The 20299-nt window shown below is 50.0% G+C and carries 18 protein-coding genes and 1 tRNA gene; 8 read left to right on the plus strand and 11 right to left on the minus strand.

Going from position 1 to position 20299, the window contains the following annotated elements; genetic code table 11:
• Positions 1-108 precede the first annotated feature (108 nt).
• The 5 genes from BD_RS17105 to BD_RS17125 form a co-directional block, all read right to left on the minus strand.
• Entirely contained in the window at positions 109-849 is a 741-nt protein-coding gene (locus BD_RS17105) for a L,D-transpeptidase (protein ID WP_226987844.1), read from the minus strand.
• Between the two features lie 230 nt (positions 850-1079).
• Positions 1080-1155, minus strand: a tRNA-Val gene (locus tag BD_RS17110).
• A 67-nt stretch (positions 1156-1222) separates the two neighbouring features.
• Positions 1223-1792, minus strand: coding sequence for a hypothetical protein (locus tag BD_RS17115; protein WP_011166049.1), 570 nt, complete (start codon positions 1790-1792; stop codon positions 1223-1225).
• Positions 1793-1801: 9 nt separating this feature from the next.
• Positions 1802-2905, minus strand: coding sequence for a winged helix-turn-helix domain-containing protein (locus tag BD_RS17120; RefSeq protein WP_011166050.1), 1104 nt, complete (start codon positions 2903-2905; stop codon positions 1802-1804).
• Between the two features lie 207 nt (positions 2906-3112).
• A complete protein-coding gene (locus tag BD_RS17125) occupies positions 3113-3376 on the minus strand; it encodes a YheU family protein (protein WP_011166051.1) in 264 nt (87 codons plus the stop codon).
• Between the two features lie 163 nt (positions 3377-3539).
• Here BD_RS17125 and BD_RS18220 point away from each other — a divergent pair, with 163 nt between their 5' ends.
• Both BD_RS18220 and BD_RS17140 read left to right on the plus strand, forming a co-directional pair.
• Positions 3540-4895, plus strand: coding sequence for an SUMF1/EgtB/PvdO family nonheme iron enzyme (locus tag BD_RS18220; protein ID WP_011166052.1), 1356 nt, complete (start codon positions 3540-3542; stop codon positions 4893-4895).
• A gap of 143 nt (positions 4896-5038) precedes the next feature.
• Positions 5039-5848 carry a hypothetical protein gene (locus BD_RS17140; RefSeq protein WP_011166053.1) on the plus strand — a complete coding sequence of 270 codons (810 nt, stop codon included), beginning with the start codon at positions 5039-5041 and terminating at the stop codon, positions 5846-5848.
• 73 nt (positions 5849-5921) lie between these two features.
• Here BD_RS17140 and lon read toward each other — a convergent pair whose 3' ends face one another.
• A complete protein-coding gene (gene lon / locus BD_RS17145) occupies positions 5922-8417 on the minus strand; it encodes an endopeptidase La (RefSeq protein ID WP_011166054.1) in 2496 nt (831 codons plus the stop codon).
• 457 nt (positions 8418-8874) lie between these two features.
• Between lon and BD_RS17150 the strand changes: the two genes are divergently transcribed.
• Complete coding sequence (locus BD_RS17150; protein WP_144313877.1) at positions 8875-10284, plus strand: sensor histidine kinase; 1410 nt, start codon at positions 8875-8877, stop codon at positions 10282-10284.
• On the plus strand, positions 10281-10679 hold the full coding sequence (locus BD_RS17155; RefSeq protein WP_011166056.1) for a response regulator: 399 nt from the start codon (positions 10281-10283) through the stop codon (positions 10677-10679). Before BD_RS17150 ends, BD_RS17155 begins: the two co-directional genes overlap by 4 nt.
• Here BD_RS17155 and BD_RS17160 read toward each other — a convergent pair.
• The 3 genes from BD_RS17160 to BD_RS17170 form a co-directional block, all read right to left on the minus strand.
• Positions 10668-11525: a hypothetical protein gene (locus BD_RS17160; RefSeq protein ID WP_162145209.1), complete on the minus strand. Its 858-nt coding sequence runs from the start codon at positions 11523-11525 to the stop codon at positions 10668-10670. The two genes, BD_RS17155 and BD_RS17160, sit on opposite strands and share 12 nt — an antisense overlap.
• A gap of 77 nt (positions 11526-11602) precedes the next feature.
• The gene (gene clpX, locus BD_RS17165) at positions 11603-12898 is read right to left on the minus strand and encodes an ATP-dependent Clp protease ATP-binding subunit ClpX (RefSeq protein ID WP_011166058.1); all 1296 of its coding nucleotides are present in this window, start codon (positions 12896-12898) and stop codon (positions 11603-11605) included.
• Positions 12899-12904: 6 nt separating this feature from the next.
• The gene (locus BD_RS17170; RefSeq protein ID WP_011166059.1) at positions 12905-13543 is read right to left on the minus strand and encodes an ATP-dependent Clp protease proteolytic subunit; all 639 of its coding nucleotides are present in this window, start codon (positions 13541-13543) and stop codon (positions 12905-12907) included.
• A 117-nt stretch (positions 13544-13660) separates the two neighbouring features.
• On the opposite strand from BD_RS17170, the gene BD_RS17175 reads away from it, so the two are divergent.
• The gene (locus tag BD_RS17175) at positions 13661-15163 is read left to right on the plus strand and encodes a leucyl aminopeptidase (protein WP_011166060.1); all 1503 of its coding nucleotides are present in this window, start codon (positions 13661-13663) and stop codon (positions 15161-15163) included.
• A gap of 229 nt (positions 15164-15392) precedes the next feature.
• Positions 15393-16028, plus strand: a complete 636-nt coding sequence (locus BD_RS17180; protein WP_011166061.1) for a hypothetical protein — start codon at positions 15393-15395, stop codon at positions 16026-16028.
• A 27-nt stretch (positions 16029-16055) separates the two neighbouring features.
• Here the strand turns inward: BD_RS17180 and BD_RS17185 are convergent, their stop codons facing one another.
• Positions 16056-16688, minus strand: a complete 633-nt coding sequence (locus BD_RS17185; protein WP_226987845.1) for a hypothetical protein — start codon at positions 16686-16688, stop codon at positions 16056-16058.
• Between the two features lie 270 nt (positions 16689-16958).
• On the opposite strand from BD_RS17185, the gene BD_RS17190 reads away from it, so the two are divergent.
• Entirely contained in the window at positions 16959-17708 is a 750-nt protein-coding gene (locus tag BD_RS17190) for a TIGR02147 family protein (protein ID WP_011166063.1), read from the plus strand.
• Positions 17705-18952 carry a hypothetical protein gene (locus tag BD_RS17195; RefSeq protein ID WP_011166064.1) on the plus strand — a complete coding sequence of 416 codons (1248 nt, stop codon included), beginning with the start codon at positions 17705-17707 and terminating at the stop codon, positions 18950-18952. The genes BD_RS17190 and BD_RS17195 overlap by 4 nt, the downstream gene beginning before the upstream one ends.
• A 59-nt stretch (positions 18953-19011) precedes the next feature.
• Here the strand turns inward: BD_RS17195 and gshA are convergent, their stop codons facing one another.
• Entirely contained in the window at positions 19012-20268 is a 1257-nt protein-coding gene (gene gshA, locus BD_RS17200) for a glutamate--cysteine ligase (protein WP_011166065.1), read from the minus strand.
• Positions 20269-20299: the final 31 nt, after the last annotated feature.

Here is a 20299-nt window from a genome sequence, read left to right on the forward strand (position 1 = left end):
AAATACAAAAAGGCCGGGGAAACCCAGCCTTTTTATGCCCCTTTCGGGGCGAGGTCAACAAGCCACCAGAGCGTGTCGTGAGAGATCGGGCTTATTAAAGCCCCGCTCTTAATATTCCTCTACGATAACGATTGTTTTGTAACCCTTTTCGTAACGAACTTTGCCGTTCTGGTCGTACTTAGGCTGACCAGTGCGAGTATCCAGCACTGGAACAATGCCACGGTCCGCTGCAGTCACAGCACGATGGATGGTTTGAATCTGGTTTTTATGAACGCGAACACAACCAGAGGAAGCGCGTTTACCCAGCATCGCTTCGCCCGCCGCTTCACCACCGGAAAGATCCGGTGGCACCTGGTGAACTGCCAAACCGCGGGTTTCATTGAAGAACATCGCAAATGGCATGTGGAACTTGGATTCGCCAGAACGGTAGTTGTAACCGTGAACACGTTTGATGGTGTAGAAACCACGAGTCGTGTGTCTCCAGTGAGAGGACGTCGCCCCTTTGAAGATCTTGTTTACAACGCCACGAACTGCGCTGATGTATTCAAGGTCTTCACGGCCCGTGGAAACATATGTGGAAAGCATCAACTGACGGTTCGTGTACAGGCGCAAAGTCTGAGCCTGGGAACCGGAAGCCGCTTTATTGATCACAATCACGTTTGTGTACTGGTTCAGGTAAGTTTCGCCGCGCAGGTAAGCCTGCTCATTGAACAGACGACCACGAGGAGCTTCGTAAGAGTCCTCTACCATCATACGGCGCTCAAGTTCAGAGCGGGATTGAGCAAATACATTAAAGGATGCCAAAGTCGCAACCAGCAAAACACCAAAGACAGTCAGCAGACGATTCATGATCACTCCTCTTAGAAAATAATTCCGCCCCACGGACAAAATTCGTCGTTTCAAGATGGAGAGCTATCTAGCAGAAAGATTACACAGCCCGTACAAAAATTGTGCATTGTGTAACAATTGTGTATTCAAGAATTTTGTTCAAGCAAAGGAGTGCTAAATAAATGACGGCAGATTTTGGGCATAAAAAAACCACCTTGGCGGTGGTTGATTTAAACTTCTTGGAAGAAGTTTGGTAGGGAGTACAGGATTCGAACCTGCGACATCCACCTTGTAAGGGTGGCGCTCTACCAACTGAGCTAACTCCCTATTGGTATCGAGAGGACCATTTCTAGCAACGGTCCGTCCCTTAATCAATATCTTTTTTTAATAATCCCTATTTTTTTAGGGTCTTCAAGTCGTCCATGCAGGTTTTCTGGGTCAAAGTCGCTGAAATCTTCATAATTTGCATATGAATCAGCTCCTCAGTCCCACGCTGCTCCAGCGCCCCGAAGGAAAGAAGCATCACAGCCTCCGTCGGCAGGTTTCCGCGCAACGGTGGAAGTGGAGAATCTTTCTGATCAAAGGCTGTCAGCTGAACACGGAAGGTCGTTCCGGCCTTGCTGGTCATCTGAGAAAGAACCTTTTTGTTTCTTTCAATACCCACACCCGTCGCAATCACACGGCAGGTTTCACCATCAAACTGCTTCACCTGAAGCTGACGTGTCCCAGTGGATTTCTGACGAACCACTTTCAGTGCGAAGTAGGAAGTGAAGTCACCCTGTTGGGCTTTCCAAAGACCCTGGATATCCTGCCATGGGAATGGCTGCGCCAGGTGCATTGGCCATGGGACCCAGCGGTCATCGCTGGCTGGCATAATGTGCTCTTCATCCTTTGCAAACGCGGTTGCAGAGAACGTCAGTCCCGATAGAGTCACCAAAGTTGCGATCAAAATTTTGCTCAACATGAATCCCCCTTAGTGCTCGAAATGAACTCGAGCCGCTTTATTCATGTAATATCCGTTTTTGGCTCTAAAGATATATTTAGGTTTTTCGTAATCCGGTTCAATCAGTTTACGCAGACGTTTGATGGTCACGTAAATCTTATTGTCGTGGATGGCAGGATCATAAGGCTGCTTCCAAACATTCTCAACCAGGAATTCTTTGGAATAAATCTGACCCTGGTTCTGAACGAACAGACGCAGAAGATCCAATAATATGAACTGGTTTTTAAAATCAATGCGACCCAGCTTCTTTTCGATCACAGAGTGGTTTGCCTCATCAAAGATAAGGTCGAAGTTGCTCTGGGTTTCGCCACCGATTTTTTCCGCCAGGTTTTTCACCATGCGCGCCAGACGTTTGTGGTTTTCAGTGTCCACAGATCTTTGCGCCAAAGTGATGTAAGTGCGGGCCATGTCCTTGTCGCCGATTTCAAAGTAAGTGTCCGCCAGAGCGCCCATCAGATAGTTGGACATAACCACGTTGCGGGTTTCACGAACGATATCATAGGCCTTCCACAGAACCTCGATCGCTTCGTCGTACTTTTTCATCTGTTTCAGGATGTCGGCGTTCAGGAACAGAGAGGACGCCTGCAGATCCGGCATCTGATAAACCTGGAAGAAGACCTGAAGATTGTAGATCTCTTTCAAAGCATCAGAATAGCGAGCGGAAGACGGATGCGAGTACACCATCGCAAGACCGAAGATGGCGTGACAGATGTCTTCCTTGTTGTCAGAAGCAAGTGCGATAGCCAGAGCCTTTTGGAGATAGTCCATGGCTGTGTCGATTTGACCTTTGTAAGACGCACACACCGCGAGCGTGTAGTACGTTTTGGAATTCAGTTCGAAGCCCTCTTTCAGAACCAAATCCTGGAGTTTTTCTTTTGTCAGATTTACTTCTTCAAATTGCTCACGCTCTGCAAAGATACGCAGAAGCAAATTGATGCACTTCAAGTATTGAGAGAAATTCTTCTCGGCAAAGAAAGCTTTGGTCGCTTCCTGAAGATTGTCCACGGCAGGCGTGAACTCTCCCCGGTCGTAATAAAGCTTGCCGAGCTCGAAAGCACGATCAGTAGGGCTCATAAGGTCTTAAAACTCCAAAACAAAAAACAAATTACTCGCGAGGGACAGGTTTTTACAGATTGTCAGGAATACGTCAATGTAAGACGCGGACAGTTGCTCATTATTTGAGCATAGTGAGAATTGATTTCAGGAATGTAATGCGCCCGTAATAAAGCAGGCTGAATTATCGCGGTGTGCGAGACAAAGAAATCGCTAGGAGAGCGCTTTTCAGCGCTTCTGGAACTTCTTCCACTCCTGTTCGGGCATCAGACTGACACTTTCAGTATTCGGATCAAAAACAATGCGCACGTGACCTTTATCGATCTGCTTTTGCACCTGCTGCATCTTCGTTTCGTAAGAGATTTCACTGACGCCGTAGTCGGTGCCCTCGCGCTGAATGAAGTTGTCGATCACTCCCCTTAGGGCCTGCTCAGACAAGACTTCCTTGGGGATTTCAATAGGGGCGGCGTTTTCCGGGTTGTTCTCGTTCATAACACTTCCTTTATCACAGCCCGCCCAAAGACGGGCAACGAAAATGAGTAGCCCTTTCAGGCGAAAGGCTTAAGGCGAGTTTTGACTGCTAACATAAGGAATTTTCCGAAGTTCGTCAAAAATCAGTGAAAATAACCAAAGCCCCCCAAACGAAGGATTCTGAATGAAGAACCTGCCACGGATTATTTTGTGTTTGAGTCTGACGACTGCTCTTTCTGCGTGTTCAGGGGGCTTTAGCGGAAAGAAGTCAGGACAGGATGATCAGGCTTCAGAAAACCCTCCACAGTCAAGCCCGACGCAGCCGCCAAGTCAGTCTCCAGGTCAGGGACAAACGCCAACACCAAGCCCAGAGCCGGTTCCAGCACCTGCGCCGGAAGAACCGGCTCCGACTCCAGAACCATCGCCAGCTCCAACTCCGGAAGAGCCTACTCCTGCGCCCGCGCCAGCACCGGAACCTGCGCCTGCACCAGCGCCGCAGCCAGCCCCAGAACCCGCTCCTGTTCCGGCTCCTACGCCGGATCCAACGCCTGCTCCAGTTCCAACTCCAACTCCGGAGCCTTCGCCAGCCCCTGCGCCGGAACCAAGCCCTGCGCCCGCTCCGCAACCGACTCCGGATCCTGCTCCTGCGCCGACCCCGGCTCCAGAACCAGCACCAGAGCCAACTCCAGCTCCGACTCCGACTCCGGTGCCTGTGCCAGAACCTGCGCCCGTTCCTGAACCTGTGCCGACGCCAGTCAGTGGTTGTCCAGAGAACTATGAACTTGTCGCGGCTAACAGCACAGTGAAAACCGAGGCGTTCTGTATTGCGAAATTTGAAATGAAAAAAGTGGGCGGAAAAGCTGTTTCGACGGCCGCGAACAAACCTTGGCTAGCGACGAAAGCCGCGGCCATCGACGCGTGTGCCGCTCTGGGGGCGGGTTACCGCCTGCCAACAAATTCCGAATGGAATGCGGCAGCCCTGGAAATTTACTACAACCAGGAAAACTGGATCGACAAAAACAAGAAGGACACTTTGTACACCGGATACTATTCCGGCTGGAGTGAGCCCGTGGAAGTCAAAGACCCCACCAACCCTTACGACAGCACCGGCAAAACCAGCGGCAGCGAGCGCCGAACCTTCGTTCTTGCCAGTGGCAAAGTGATCTGGGACTTTGGCGGTAACGCCTGGGAATGGGTTAGCGACACCATCTATGGCAATTCGTACAACCCGGATCTTTCAAGTTTCTATGGACGCCAGTATCACAACAATAATTGGGATGTGAAACCGGGCTCCAAAGCGCTGTTTGATTTCACCGGCCTTGCAGACGCCGGCAAGAAAGACACCTCCATGGGGAACCTGTTCGGAGGCAGCTCTGGCAAAGTGATCCGTGGGGGCGCGCTTTGCATGCACTCCAAAGGCACGACGGGAATTTTCACAGCCAATATCGGGGACATCACCGCCGATGAAATGCAGGCCCCAGCCTCGTGGAATCTGAAGATCAACAACATCGGCTTTAGATGTGTGACGAAGCCCCAGTAAGAGGGCGTCTAAGGGATAGACACCTGTTGGCCCGGTGACGGCCTCAGCAGTTCGTGGAAACTCAGGGAGGGAGACAGAGACATCTGACTCCCTTTTATTTTGGCACCCACCTTGCCCTAGGTAATAGGGATAAGGAGTTCGCCATGAGATGGAAAGCTTTTACCGCCTTTGCTGCCACCAGTTTAATTACAGCCTGGGCCCACGCCAAGGCCCCCACCACCAAAGCTGAATTCTGCGAAATGGCCCACAAGCCGGCCACGATGCGAGCCCTTCTGGCTGATACCGACAACCAACTTTCTTTCACCAATCGTGGTGGCCTGGGTGATGCCGGCGTGTGCTGGTGGCATTCCATGTTCACCCGTAACGCCAACTATCTGGCCATCTATCGCCCCGATGAACCGCGCCCCAATCGCAATGAAGCCCGCCAGATCATCATGGATATTGCCGCCAACCGCGGCGTGGTCGAAATTCCGGGCTTTAAAAATCTGTCCGAGTTTTCATACGCCCATAGCAGCGAAATCCAGCAGTCCCTGGAAGGGGGGCAGATCGTCGATGGCGGATTGCTGTTTGGCTGGGTTCGTGGAGTGACGGGAAATCATGAGATTCCCGCAGATGAATTAAAAACCCGCATGGACCAACTGTATATGGAAGTCAGCAAAGGGATCATCCCTTACCAGATGCTGCAGATTGAAGGCATCACAGCCCACGCCTGGCTGGTGGTAAACATGAAAAAAACCGCGAACGGCTACATCCTGACGGTCCACGACAGCAATTACAGAGGCACCTACAATGTTGTGTACACTGACGGCATGACTCAGCTTTCAGATTATCAGGCCGTCCCCTACACCAGCCGCAACATGATGGACTATGCTTCCTATGAAACAGCACTCAAGAACTTCTGCAAACGCGGCTTCACCGCCAAAGACCTGCGCGAATCCCGCAGCAAGAGATAAAAACAAAAAGGCCGGTATTTCTACCGGCCTTTCCAATTCGACCTAAATCAAATTTTTAATCTCTACTTCACTCTTAGTGGTGGTGTACCGACTGACCCGTGTACTGAGCTTTGATTCCGAACTCGCGCTCCTTTTGAATCTTGAACAATTCTTTTGGAGACTTAATGTCCAGAGCATTGATCAGAACCTGATCCACATGGTCCACCAGGATCACTTTCAGATCTTTCATTACATCCTTAGGGATGTCCTTAAGATCCTTTTCGTTCTCCTTAGGGCAGATGATCAGCTTGATGCCACCGCGGTGAGCAGCAAGGATCTTCTCTTTCAGACCACCGATGGCCATCACACGTCCACGCAATGAAACTTCACCCGTCATCGCCACTGTGCGCTTCACAGGGACTTTCATGATCGCTGACACGATGGAAGTCGTCAGTGCGATACCTGCAGAAGGACCGTCCTTAGGAACTGCCCCCTCTGGCAAGTGGATGTGCACATCTATATTCGAGAAATATTCTTTGTCCAAACCGAACAAAGGACCTCTGGATCGAACATAGCTCATCGCCGCCGCACAGGATTCTTTCATCACATCACCCAGCTGACCGGTCACAGTGAACTTGCCTTTACCAGGCACCACGCTCACCTCGACAGCCAGAAGGTCACCGCCCACTTCCGTCCAAGCCATACCGTTCGTCAGACCGATTTCGTTTTCAGTCTCGATCATACCGAACTTGTACTTGTGCGGACCCAGAAGCTCGACCAGTTTCTGCGGAGTAACCACATAACCTTCGTTCTTCTTCGTGGAGGTCTTCGCTGTTTTCGCGCCTTTTTTGGCAGCCACAGCTTTTTTATCTGTTTTAGCTTCGGCTTTGAAGTTTTCCAAAGTTTCGTTCATCACGATATCTTTAGCGACCTTACGAGCCACGTTTGCAAACTGTCTTTCCAGGTTACGAACGCCCGCTTCACGAGTGTAATAGCGGATCACATCGCGGATGGTGTCATCCTTGATGGTGACTTTGTAGTCTTTCAAGCCGTGGTTTTCCAACTGCTTAGGAACCAGGTAGTTCTTCGCAATGTGGAACTTCTCCTGCTCGATATAACCTTCAAGGTTGATGATCTCCATACGATCCAAAAGAGGTCTTGGAATCGTGTGCAAGGAGTTCGCTGTCGCGATAAACATCACTTTGGACAGGTCATATTCAAGCTCCAGGTAGTGATCCTGGAAGTTGTTGTTCTGCTCAGGGTCCAAAACCTCAAGCATCGCAGCCGCCGGGTCACCTCTGAAGTCATTGGCCATTTTGTCGATTTCATCCAGAAGAACCAGTGGATTACCTTTGTCCACTTTACGAAGCGCCTGCAGGATTTTACCTGGCATCGCACCAACGTAGGTTTTTCTGTGACCGCGAATTTCTGCTTCGTCACGCACGCCACCCAAAGAGATACGTGCAAATGGACGATTCAAAGATTCCGCGATGGATCTTGCCAGGGAAGTTTTACCCACCCCCGGAGGACCCGCCAGACACAAGATAGGCCCTTTCATATCTTTGGAGATGGACAAGACTGCCAGGTACTCCAGGATACGGTCTTTGACTTTTTCCAGACCCCAGTGATCGTCATCAAGAATGCGCTGGGCATTTTTGATGTCATGTTTTTCTTCTGTGTAGTCAGCCCAAGGCAAAGACAGAACCCAGTCGATATAGTTGCGAACAACTGTCGCTTCCGCAGACATAGGTGACATCATTTTGAGCTTTTTAATCTCTTTCATGACCTTGTCTTTAGCTTCCTGGCTCATTTTTTTGTTCTTGGTCTTGATCTCAAGATCCTGAAGCTCTGCCTGGTAGTCGTCTTTTTCACCAAGCTCCTTCTGGATGGCCTGCATCTGTTCATTCAGATAGTACTCTTTCTGAGAGCGCTCCATCTGCTTTTTCACGCGCGTGCGGATCTTCTTTTCCACTTCAAGGATTTCGATCTCGCCCGTCATCAGGTTCAGAAGGTGTTCCAGACGCTTGGAAGGATCGATGATCTCCAAAACGGTCTGTTTGTCTTCCAGCTTCAGATTCAGCTGAGCCACGATGATATCTGCAAGCTCCCCTGGGTTTTCGATGGTGGATACACGCATCAAAATCTCTGGTGGAATGCGCTTGTTCAGCTTCACGTAGGTCTCGAACGTTCCTTTTACGGAGCGAACCAAAGCCTGAGCTTCAACGATGTTGGTAGGATCTTCATCCAGGGCTTCAACCGCCACCGTGAAGAAATTATCGTTGTTTACGAAATTCTTAATCTTTACACGGCGTTTACCTTCCACCAGAACTTTAACAGTTCCATCCGGCAGGCGAAGCAATTGGATGATCGTTCCAACTGTTCCGATTGCAAAGATATCTTTGGGTTCGGGATTGTTGGTTTTGGCGTCCTTTTGAGCGGCCAAAACGATGTCGGTTTGTTTGCTCATCGCCTCTTCAAGAGCGTTGATGCTCTTTTCACGACCGACAAACAAAGGCATCATCATATGCGGAAAAATGATGAGGTCTCTTAGGGGCAAAAGTGGTAGTTGTTGTACTTTTCCCTCGCTCATAATCCTATCCCTCCCTGTGGGTTAACGAGCAGGCTCGTTCCTAATTAGAACCGAACCAAATCTGCTTAGGTTAAAAAATCCATCTCAACCATGAGCAAATTCTTATACTCAGTCTAACTATGTGTATGATTGCTGGGAAGTAAATATATTGCAGGGAAAAAGACTTCTGGTCCTAGAAGCGAGTCCAATTTGCCCTAATTTTAGGCATCATAATCAGCCCTAATGCTAACCGAAAATAATTCTAATAAACGTCGGAAATTGAGAATCTTTCCTAATTGTAATTCCAGGTCCTAACATTTTTATGCCCTTTTAGCCCATTTTGTTCGATAAGTGCTATGTGACACCCAGAGACAGCAAAAGATGGTTCCGCACCAACTCGCTATCACTCAAGCTGCTTATAGCGACTTGGGCTGTTAGCTCGTTTGCGACACTGATTCTTACCGCATTCCAACTCATCATGGACTATCAAAGAGATTTTGATAAGTTGCAGAACAACTTTACCATCATCAAGAACTCTTACCTTGATTCCATGGCCGAACATCTGTGGTCATATGACACTCGACTTCTTGAGATTCAGCTCGATGGTCTGGGCCGTTTGCAGGGTGTCAGCTATTTGCGCCTGGTCGCTGACAACAAGACCATCTACGAAACCGGAAAATCTGATCCCACCGAAGAAAGCCACAAACGCTTCGATATCTATCACAAAAACACCAATGAGATTCTGGGTGCACTGGATGTCGAACTCGACATCAAAAGCCTGCGCGAAAAGTACTTCCAGGAAGCGATTTGGATCTTTATTCGCCAGGCGGCCAAAACCGCGGTCGTGGTGTTCTTCCTTTACTTCATCTTCAACCGCATTCTGGTGGTTCATATCCAGCACATCGCCCGGTATCTGGCGGAAAACCGGGGCCGCGATGCCAAGGATCTTGAACTGAAGCGCCGGGCCCACAAGGGCCAGGATGAACTGGATGTTCTGGTGGAATCCATCAATCAGTTCCGTTCAGAATTGCTGGAAGCCAACCAAAAGCTGGAAAGCCTGAATCAGGCCCTGGAACAAAAGGTCGCCGAACGCACGCGCCAGTTGACCACCAAAAACGAAAGCCTGGAAAAGGCAATGATGCAGATCAAACGCATGCAGGCGACCCTGGTGGCCCAGGAACGTCTGGCCTCTTTGGGAAGCCTGACTGCCAGCGTGGCGCATGAAATCCGCAATCCACTGAACTTCGTTCTGAATTTCAGTGAGCTTTTGACGGACTCTGAGAATCTGGAAGAGATCAAAGAGATCAGTCGAGTGATTCTGAAACACAGTCAGCGCATCGATCAGATCGTGCGTTCCATGCAGATCCTTTCGGGTTACGACAGCGACGTGCTGGAAGTCGCTGACATCAATGAAATTGTGAAAAAGTCCTATCAGGACACGGTTTCAACCCGTTCTTTGGGTTCAAGCTACGTGCCGCCGAAAGTGACCTACCGTCTGGGCGAATCGGTCAAAGCACCGGTTTACACCACATCCCTGCTGCGAGCCCTATCCAACATCGTGGACAATGCGATCCATGCTTTGGAAAAGAAAGTGCGAGCAAATAAGAACTTTGAACCAGAACTTATTTTGTCCACAGCAGTGCGCGGGGACATGGTGGAGATCACCATCCGCGACAATGGTGTGGGCATCCCGACGATTCTGGGAGAGAAAATCTTTGATCCGTTCCTGACGACAAAATCTGCGGGTGAAGGAGCTGGACTCGGCCTGACTGTTGCTTTTAATATTGCCCAGAAACACGGTGGCACATTAAAATACAACAGCGAGTTCGGGCAATGGACAGAGTTTTCGATGTCCCTGCCCCTTACACACGAAAGACCGAATTCATGATCCACATTGTGATAGTCGATGATGAAGCAGACACGCATCTGCTTTATAAATTGAAGTTCAAAAAGCTGTTTGCGCACTGGGGAGATCTTAATCTGACCTCTTTCCTGAATGCGACGGACTGCCTGGACTTTCTAAACACCCCGGAAGGGGCCCAGGTCGACCTGATTCTTTCAGATATCAACATGCCCGGCATGGACGGGTTTGAACTGCTTCAAGCGGTAAAGGGCCTGCATATCAAGGTGCCCTTCTATATGGTCAGCGCCTATGAATCCTCGGAATTCCGCAACAAGGCCGAATCCCTGGGGGCCACCCGTTTCTTAAGCAAACCTGTGGATTTCAGCCGCCTGGGCGATGCTGTCCGTGAAGACCTGAAACTTTCAGACTCAGCGGTTTAAAAGCATCCAATCCTTCACATCATCCTGAAAAAAGCCCGATTCGCGGTAGGCGCGGTGAAGAATCCCCTCCTGATCCAGGAAATGACGTCCCTTTTCAAGGGCCTGATGCAACTCGATACCTCCAGGATATTTTTTGGAAGTCATCCAGTGGCGCGTGCCCTTCAGGTTCACCTTGTAGTTTCGGACCGGCACATAAATCTCTTTCCCCACTGTGAAGGTCTTGTCGGGGGTGTTTCTAAATGGTGCCAGAGTAAAATCCACCCGTCCTGAAGAAACCATCTTCGTCATCATCTCCCAGTGGCCGACTTCAAAAACCTTTCCCACGTTCAGGTTGTGAAGTGCTTTTACGTCCGGCCCCCAGTCGGGATTGGTGACAGCGGAAAAATTCGGGAAATGTTCAGGGAATTTGGCATTCAGAAGCTTCTGATGCCCGGGACGGGTGTAAATCCCCACCACGAATTCTCCATCACGAATCAGTGGTTCGGTCTTCAGCACTTCGGAATCAGGCACACTTTCCGCCCAGGCTGAATTTGCCAGGGCCGCCACCTTGCCCTTTCGCAGCTGCTCAAGAAGGCGCCCCGTGGAGGGAAGCCCCACCAGTTGCACCTGCCCCGCAAACTTTCCATGTCGCAAAGCCTGCATGAATAAAACAACTTCAACGACATCACGCCGTGAATGCTTGCCATCAAATTTAGTGATTTTCACCGGATCACGTTCCTGCAGGAATAATTTGTAATCCCGCAGCACATCTTCAATCAGACCCACCCGCACAACCTCAGCCGCACTCGCAGGCTGAGCCACCAAGAAAGCGTGCAGGAATAAAAAAAGAAACGATCCGAGTGCCATCAGTTGATTAGACAATGAGGCCTTCGGATCGTCAAAACAGTTACTTAATCTTGTGTATTTCTTGAAAAGCTCCCCGACTAGGCGGAGCTTTTCTTTTTCGCTTCTTCTTCCTCAGCACGAATTTCTTCGTCCGTTTTGTACACGAGCATCGGTTGTGCGCCTTCGTTGATCACGTTTTCATCGATCACAACTTCCTTCACATTGTTTTTGGAAGGAATGTCGTACATCACATCCAGCATCGCTGTTTCCAGAACTCCACGCAAGCCGCGGGCACCGGTTTTACGTTTCAAAGCCATCTGGGCCACAGCACGCAGGGCTTTTTCCGTAAACTTCAGTTCCACACCCTCAAAGCTGAAGAGCTTCTGGTACTGCTTCGTGATCGCATTCTTCGGACGAACCAGGATGTCGAGCAAAGCTTCTTCATCCAATGGCGCCAGAACCGCAATCGCCGGCAAACGACCGATGAACTCTGGGATCAGACCGAATTTGGAAAGATCGTCCGGCTCCACTTTGGAAAGCAGATTCGCGCTCTTTTCAACTTCCTCGGAAGTGCGGATGTCCGCAGCGATACCCATGGTTTTGTTCGTCGTTCTTTGTTCGATGATCTTATCCAGACCCACGAACGCACCACCCACGATGAAGAGGATGTTCGTCGTATCAACCTGGATGAATTCCTGCTGAGGATGTTTACGACCGCCCTTCGGAGGCAGGTTCGCCACAGTACCCTCAAGGATTTTCAACAATGCCTGCTGCACACCCTCACCGCTCACGTCACGCGTGATGGACGGGTTTTCAGACTTACGGGAGATCTTGTCGATCTCATCCACGTAGATCACGCCTTTTTGCGCTTTTTCCACGTCATAGTCTGAAGCCTGAAGCAGGTTCAATACAACGTTCTCAACGTCTTCACCGACATAACCGGCTTCCGTCAAAGTCGTCGCATCGGCCATCGCAAATGGCACATTCAGAACCTTGGCAATTGTCTGAGCCAACAAAGTCTTACCGGAACCTGTCGGACCGATCAAAAGGATGTTGGATTTTTGCATTTCAACGTCAGCGGATTTTTTACCGCCGGACATCGCATTCACACGCTTGTAGTGATTGTGGACCGCAACTGCCAAAGTTTTCTTGGCTTGCGTCTGACCGATCACATAGTCATCAAGGTAAGTTTTGATGTCGGAAGGCTTGGGAACTTTGAACGTGCCCTTGACTGCCGTCTCGCGCTCTTTTTCCTCGTCAATGATGTCATTGCAAAGATCGATACACTCATCGCAGATGTACACGCCAGGGCCGGCGATCAATTTTTTGACCTCTTTTTGGCCCTTGCCACAGAAACTGCATCTCAAAGCACCGTTGGTATCTTTAGTTGTCATCGGCTCTTATCCTTTTTTTGCCTTACGGGATTCAACCACATGATCAAGCAAACCGAACTCTTTCGCCTGATAAGGATCCATGAAGTTATCGCGTTCCATGGCCGCTCTCAAGGTGTCATAGTCTCTGCCAGTGTGTGTCTCGTAGATGCGAGTCAATTTCTCTTTTGTTTTCACAAGTTCTTTGGCGTGGATTTCAATGTCCGTCACCTGACCGGATAGACCCCCGCCGGACAAAAGCGGCTGGTGAATCATGATACGGGTGTTCGGCAGGCTGTAACGCATGCCCTTCGTACCCGCGGTCAGCAGCAACGAACCCATGCTCGCAGCCATACCCATGCAATAGGTCGCCACGTCGCACTTTACGAACTGCATAAAGTCGTAGATCGCCAGGCCTGCAGACACGCTGCCCCCTGGGGAGTTGATGTACAAATGAATCGGCTTTTCAGGATTGTCCACTTCAAGGAACAACATCTGGGCAATAATAGAGTTCGCCACCTCATCAGTAACGGCAGTACCAAGAATGATAATGCGGTCTTTTAGTAGTCGGGAGTAAATATCGTAAGATCTTTCACCCTTTGAGGTCTGCTCGATGACGTAAGGTATGAGGGCCACTGCTGTCTCCTGTGGTTGTGATTGAGGTGTCATACTGTGCTACCTATCGGAATACTATGGCAGGACTTTATCAAAAAGCCTTTGACCCCTAAAACTGCTGTGCTACATCTATTAACGCACAACAAAACCGAATAATATTAAGGGGTTTTTATGGCTTTCAACTTACTTAACAAAGACATCGACACATTGACCTGCCCGGCTTTGGTCGTGTTTTCCAAGTCTTCTTCTCAAAAAGACAAGCTCGCAAAAGTGACTCATTCTGAAATTCACAAAGCTTTGCTGCCATCTTTGGAAGAAAAAACAATCTCCGGCAAACATCAAGAGACTGTTGTTTTCCGTGAATTCAGCTTCAAAGGTTTCCGCCATGTCATCGTGGTGGGTCTTGGTAAAGAAAACGAAATCACTCACGAATCTGTTCGTCAGTCCATGGCTTCCGCTTACGAGGCGATCAAAGCTTTGAACGTGACTGAAGCCGCTGTTCACTTCGACGGCATCACGGCTGGTAAAAAAGACGCTGCGGATTTCGCAAAAGCGACCGCAGAAGGTCTGATTCTGACTTCATACGTTTTCAACGAATTGATGTCTGGCAAAAAAGAAACCAAAGAGATCAACGTTCACGTTGTTTCCAAAATGGGTAACGACAAAGCTGTGAAAGCTGCTTTCAACGAAGGCGCGATCCTGGGTTCTGTTGTGAACTTCTCCCGCCGTCTGGGCGATTTGCCAGGCAACCTGATGACTCCAACCATCCTTGCAGACTCTGCAGTTGAAGGTGCCAAAGGCATCGCCAACCTGAAAGTGACTGTTTGGGATAAAGCGCGCATCAAAAAAGAAAAAATGGGCGGCCTTCTGGGCGTTTCCAACGGTTCTGATCAAGAGCCTCGTTTCATCATCATGGAATACAAAGGCGCAGCCGCTTCCAAAAAGCCAGTGTGCTTCGTGGGTAAAGGTCTGACTTTTGACTGCGGTGGTATCTCCATTAAGCCAGGCGCTGGCATGGAAGAGATGAAATACGACATGTGCGGTGGCGCGAACGTTATCGGCACCCTGCTGGCGATCGCAAAATTGAAATTGAAAGTGAACGCCGTGGGCCTTGTGGCTTCCACTGAAAATCTGATCAATGGTTCTGCGACAAAACCAGGTGATGTTCACACAGCTCGCAATGGTAAAACATTCGAAGTGAACAACACAGATGCTGAAGGTCGTTTGATCCTGGCGGACGCTCTTTCTTACGCAACTGAATTGCAACCACAAATGATCGTGGATGCAGCGACTTTGACAGGTGCGATGGTTATCGCTTTGGGTAACACTCACACGGGTTACTTCACTCGCAACTCTGCTTTGAAAACGAAAGTTGAAAAAGCCGCTGCTGAATCCGGCGAATGGGTTTGGAACATGCCTTTGACAGACTTCCACGTGAAAGACATGAAGGGCACTTACGCGGACCTTTCCAACATCTCTTCCGGCAAGGGCGCAGGTTCTGCAACAGCAGCCGCCTTCCTGGAGCAGTTCGTGGGCGAAGGCATCCCTTGGGCGCACTTCGATATCGCGGGTACCGGCTGGGCTGTAGGCAACCGTTTGCCTTATTGCCCTAAAAAAGGTGCTTCCGGCGCAATGATCCGTACCTTCGTTGAAATCGCGAAGCAGTACACATAGTTTTTCAGTCACAATCTGAGAGCTTTCATCCCCTCCAGCCCTGGCTGCGAGGGGATTTTTTTTGTCACCACTGACTGATCCGGCGACATCCCCTCCCCTTGGCAAATTCCTGAAACTTGCCCCAGATCCCCTAAAATGGGCTCCTGTGGCCCCGTACCCGGCTTTTTTGGTAATGCCTGACTGGCAAGGGCTTTGCTCTTTAGGGGCTATCAACCAAAAAGGATAGATTATGAAAAAACCGGTACTTTCCCTGATGGCTCTTTTGGCGTTTTCTTCGACCTCTGTGGCCGATGTGAACTCTTACCTGCGCGAGCTGCAGGAAACTGAAAAAATGATCAAAACCACGGTGGCGATTCAGTACACCTGCGATAAAAACTTTGGCTTTGTGACCTTTGCCAAAGACAAGTTCACCATGAACTTTGGCAATATGATCCATATGAAAAAAGGGTCCTATTCCGGCAAGCTGATTTCGTCAGGCCGCACTGACAAACAGACCTTCACAAAACAAGAGATGAACGCCCTGGAGTTCATGCCGGAATACCTGAAAGGGGTCCGCTCCAATTCCAACGACGGCCTGGAAGATGTGATCATCACCATGGAAAAAGAAATTTCTTCTGCTGTGGATCGCAGTAATGCCGTGATCGCCAGCAAGGAACTGACAGAAGAAGTGAAAATGAAAGGTCGTCTGACCCATATCGATCACCGCACCGGCACAGTGGAAGCCGAAGACTGCGATCTGGTGATTCATAAATGTGAAGGTGTGATGTGCGCAACCCGCGTGGTTCTGGTGCACTATAACAAAGCCAAAGCGTTCAAACCCATCACGATGGATGGAATTGAACACTCGGCTGTTTCAGGAAAATAAATCTGAACTCCGAGTCCGTCGGAGTACTTACCAGCTAAAGACGACCGGGTGGCCCAGAGTTTTGGCCACCTCGTCGCTTTCCACGACCAGCGCCTCTGAAGCGCTTTCATTGACAAGTTTCACAGATTTCAAAAGCCACGTGCGTGGCCATTCTTCAGGAAGATTTGCAAAACGCACGGTCACTTTAGGGCCTTCATTGAACTGGAATTCTCCATCGCCCGGATGCTCGCCCAGAATCTTTTGCACTGGAACATACAAGGCATTGATACGGGACATGTCTGAAGAGACATCACAACGCCCCTCCACTTCCATCTGAGGTTTGTCGCCCCCGACAGAAACACCTTCCGCTTCAAAACTCAAAAAGACCTTTTGGAATTCCTGACAGGCCAGCTTCTTGCTGCCGCCCTCATCAACGAAGACAAAGTGCCCCAGCCCGATTCCGGCGCCTTGGGTGTTCTTTCTGATTTCCAAACCTGCCAGCAGTCGGTGACGGACAGCCTCTTGCAGCTGTTCTCCGCGCAAATGAGAGAAGTCGAAATTGTTTCTGACCGCTGCGGGATCGCGGGTGATTTGATATTCATCTGTGTTGGATTTTAAGAAAGCAAAGCCTGCCACAAAACACACTGTGAACAGACCGACCACTCCGTAGAATTTTCTCATATTTGCGATCCCTCTTTTGTTTAGAATAACACGGGACTTTTTCGACATATCCTACTTTGTGGTGTGCTGGCCGTAAGTCGCAGAACTTTGCCTACCTAGGTCGAGGTGAAATTCCCGTAATACTGCCTGAAATATTTTCCATTGTTCCGGCGCCGGAACGCCCGCCATCCCCCTAAAAAGCGGTAATTACCAAACTGATATTACCTCAACTTTATTGAGGTTTTTTTCCCCTTTTAGTCTCTGAGAAAGCATGCAATAAACCCAATCCTTATGAATAAGACGTCCGAATTTCTATTAAACGAGTATCAAAGACGACGCTCTTCAGCGCCTCAATTGACCAATGCCCAATTTGCGAAAATCCTGGGTATTCCGTCCAGCCGCCTCAGCGACTACATCAATGGCCGCCGGATCATGACCATGTCCGTGGGAAAACAGGTTATCAAAGGCCTGGGCATGGGCGAGAACGACTTCATTCATCTGAAGAACCTGATCGAATTCGACAAACGCAAAGTCAAAACTCTGCTGCCAGAAGTACAGCTCAAAGAAGACGAATTCGGCGTCATCTGCGACTGGTACCACTTTGCGATTCTGGCTCTGGTGCCGGTCAAAACATTCCAGCCCAACGCCAACTGGATTGCCGACCGCCTGAACATCCCGGTGGAAGTCGCCCAGGCAGCCATCGAGCGCCTGTGCCGCCTTGGTCTTTTGCAGATCGAGGACGGAAAATTCATCGTCACACACAAACAACTGGAGACCAGCCACAACATTCCGTCTGAATCCCTGCGCCGCTCTCACAAGCAGTCTCTGGTACAGGTTCTGGACAACATGGATCGCGTTCCTCTGGATCTGCGTGATGTGACTTCCATCACATTCCCAATGAACCGCAAGAAAATCCCCGAAGCAAAACGTCTGATCAGAAACTTCCGTCGCAAAATGGCCACCCTGATGACCCAGGGACCTAAAACGGACGTTTACAATCTGAACGTGCAATTGTTCCCGGTAACGAAGGTGCAAAAATGAGATTCTGCCAACTTGTCATCACCTCCCTGCTTTCTCTGATTGCGGTGTCCGCTCACGCCAACAACTGGTATGACCGCGGTAACGCCGGCTTTGCCCTGTTCTGCGCTGGCCAAGCACCGATCGTTCTGGATCTTTACGAAGTCTCCACGCGTGAACTGGGCGTCGTGAAGTTCTCAAAGGCTGACACTGCTGTGGATAAAGCCGTGGATCTTGCCTCTCGTCTGAATTCTGTGGATCCTGCCCGCGCCCGTCAGTACAAAGACAGCGCCTTGGACTTCATGGCTTCTGCGCAGTTTGTGACGGATCTGGGTATTCGCAAGACTCCGGATCTGGGACTTGTGACTGTGCCGGCGGAATGCACCCTTGAGCAGGTTGTCTTCCAAAGAAACCCGTCCATTCTGAATAAAGCCCGCTATGTGGTGAATGCCAACCTGTGGAACCAGCTGGATGCCGACAACCAGGCGGCCTTGATTCTTCATGAAGCCATCTATCGCGAAGTCATCAACAGCACTGCCAATGAGCTGTTCTCTGAACGTGTGCGCATCTTCAACGGCATTATTCATTCACATCAAGTGCTGAGCCTGCTGAAAACAGACTATTTGAAACTGCTGCAGGAACTGCACCTGACCACTTACGAGGAAAATGGCCTGAAGATCTCTTTGGGTTACACCACGCCGGAAGGTTTCTGGGTGGACTCTGAAGTGTTCATGGATGGCATGGGCCGCATTCTTTCGGCCTCTCTGGCAGCCAACCAGTACTTCGGTTACGGCGGCATGGAGTACGCCTGCATCGGCAGCACGGTGGCTGAAATGGGTCGTGTGACTCTTGATGACGGCAACATCCGCACACTGCGCGTGAACCCTGACTTTGCCCGCGACGGCGCCTGCAACCTGCCAATGCTGATCGTACCGGATAGCAATGGTTTTGCGATCTTTGGCAACATGTGGTTCTTTGGTCGCGAGCAGAATTTGATCCGTGTGGATGGAACGCTGAACAAGAAAGCTCAGCTGGCCTACAAAGGCATGACGTACGAACTTGTGCCGGATCTTTTCAAAACGGGCGTGTACAACACCACCTTCACATTTGACTCAAAAATGAATCTGATCGAAGTCGGCTTGGGTGGAACCCCTTGCCTGAATGAGACTGAAGACAAGGTTCAGTTTGTCCAAAACCTGGCAAACGGCGAAGGCACCGTGGCTCTCTCGGATACAGGAAAGCCGGAGCAGATTCCGGTTTGCCGCTAAGACAAAAGAAAAAGGCCCGCTCTTTTCAGAGGGGCCTTTTTTGTTTTTAGAATATTTAATTACTGCTTACCGCAACCCACCGGCGTATAGCCCTTAAAGACCGCACCCATCTCCTGAGCCTCCATGGCAATCGCCAACAGACCCAATTTGGCAGTCCAGCCGTAAACGTTTTCCTGTGGGCAGCCCGGCGTATTGATCGCCAGATCCGACACACACAAACGCTTATAAACCGCTCCCGGACTGTTCAAACTTTCAGTGGAGCTTTTCTCGGCATGCGTGCGCAGGAAGCCCCCGACAAGCTCGCAGCCCACCATATAAATCACCGGCTCGGCGCTGGCACCGTCGGCTTCCACGATGGAAGGAATGCCTTCCTGGATGATGACTTCTTCCACATCACGGCCCCCTTTGGCCGCTTTCATTTTCTTGCGGGATTTGTAGGACCAGGCTTTCACTTCCTCACCGGATCCCACACGGATCACTGCCAAACCATAAGTGCCGGCGTTGTTTTTCACAAACACGAACGGCTCCTGGCTGATACCGCGTTTTTTATACTCTTCTCTCAGGCGCGCCAGCATCTGGTCGACTTTTTCAGCCAAAGCATTTCGGCTGTTTTCATCCCCGATATCGAAGTGCTCAAACAGCTCGGTTTCAACTCTAAGCAGGAAAGGGTCAATCTGGGCCACTTCCGCAAATTCGCTGGCCAGTTGGTTGTAGTACTTGAAGTATGTGCTTTTCTTGCGCTGATACCAGCCAAGCTCTCGGGGCGGGTTCATTGGGAAATCAATCATGGTCGGGGCCCATTCTTCATAGGCTTCCGAAAAGTCATTGTTGCTGATGATCAGATCCGGAGTGAAGCTTTTCAGAAGCTCCCCCCCTTTCAAAGCAGAATGCACAACCACTTCATTGCCCGCAGAGCTGGTCAGATTCAAAGGCTCTGGCAATTCACGGGGGATCGCCACTTTCACCACGCGGCCCGTGGCTTCGATCAGCTTGCGGATGGTGTGAACGTTCTCCCAATAGAAGGCGTTGTTGGTGTGCTCTTCGGTCACCAGCATGATGTTCTTGATGTTGGCGCCATAATGCTTGGTGATGTACTTGTCCACCAAGGCCGGCGCGGATTCCTTGTCCGTCGGGCAGATATTGTTAAAGCCTGCCGGAAAAATGTTGGCATCGACGTTGGAAATCTTATAACCCGAATCACGAATGTCATAGCTGGAATAAATCGGATAAGACATGTTTGCGGTCTTGGAGGCAAACCAAGCGCAGATCTCGTTCATGTTGGCGAGAGTTTGTTTGTGCAGAATCAGTTTCGCCATAGTATCTCCTTAAGGCCAAAAACAACAGAAA

This window comes from Bdellovibrio bacteriovorus HD100 (genome assembly GCF_000196175.1).
GTDB classification, from domain to species: Bacteria; Bdellovibrionota; Bdellovibrionia; order Bdellovibrionales; family Bdellovibrionaceae; genus Bdellovibrio; species Bdellovibrio bacteriovorus.

Coding starts and splice junctions, on each gene's coding strand:
- BD_RS17175 (WP_011166060.1), top strand. CDS start 13,661: ATGGCTTTCAACTTACTTAACAAAGACATCGACACATTGACCTGCCCG.
- BD_RS17155 (WP_011166056.1), top strand. CDS start 10,281: ATGATCCACATTGTGATAGTCGATGATGAAGCAGACACGCATCTGCTT.
- BD_RS17190 (WP_011166063.1), top strand. CDS start 16,959: ATGAATAAGACGTCCGAATTTCTATTAAACGAGTATCAAAGACGACGC.
- lon (WP_011166054.1), bottom strand. CDS start 8,417: ATGAGCGAGGGAAAAGTACAACAACTACCACTTTTGCCCCTAAGAGAC.
- BD_RS17185 (WP_226987845.1), bottom strand. CDS start 16,688: ATGAGAAAATTCTACGGAGTGGTCGGTCTGTTCACAGTGTGTTTTGTG.
- BD_RS17195 (WP_011166064.1), top strand. CDS start 17,705: ATGAGATTCTGCCAACTTGTCATCACCTCCCTGCTTTCTCTGATTGCG.
- BD_RS17105 (WP_226987844.1), bottom strand. CDS start 849: ATGAATCGTCTGCTGACTGTCTTTGGTGTTTTGCTGGTTGCGACTTTG.
- BD_RS18220 (WP_011166052.1), top strand. CDS start 3,540: ATGAAGAACCTGCCACGGATTATTTTGTGTTTGAGTCTGACGACTGCT.
- clpX (WP_011166058.1), bottom strand. CDS start 12,898: ATGACAACTAAAGATACCAACGGTGCTTTGAGATGCAGTTTCTGTGGC.
- BD_RS17120 (WP_011166050.1), bottom strand. CDS start 2,905: ATGAGCCCTACTGATCGTGCTTTCGAGCTCGGCAAGCTTTATTACGAC.
- BD_RS17150 (WP_144313877.1), top strand. CDS start 8,875: ATGGACTATCAAAGAGATTTTGATAAGTTGCAGAACAACTTTACCATC.
- BD_RS17160 (WP_162145209.1), bottom strand. CDS start 11,525: ATGGCACTCGGATCGTTTCTTTTTTTATTCCTGCACGCTTTCTTGGTG.
- BD_RS17140 (WP_011166053.1), top strand. CDS start 5,039: ATGAGATGGAAAGCTTTTACCGCCTTTGCTGCCACCAGTTTAATTACA.
- BD_RS17180 (WP_011166061.1), top strand. CDS start 15,393: ATGAAAAAACCGGTACTTTCCCTGATGGCTCTTTTGGCGTTTTCTTCG.
- BD_RS17115 (WP_011166049.1), bottom strand. CDS start 1,792: ATGTTGAGCAAAATTTTGATCGCAACTTTGGTGACTCTATCGGGACTG.
- BD_RS17170 (WP_011166059.1), bottom strand. CDS start 13,543: ATGACACCTCAATCACAACCACAGGAGACAGCAGTGGCCCTCATACCT.
- gshA (WP_011166065.1), bottom strand. CDS start 20,268: ATGGCGAAACTGATTCTGCACAAACAAACTCTCGCCAACATGAACGAG.
- BD_RS17125 (WP_011166051.1), bottom strand. CDS start 3,376: ATGAACGAGAACAACCCGGAAAACGCCGCCCCTATTGAAATCCCCAAG.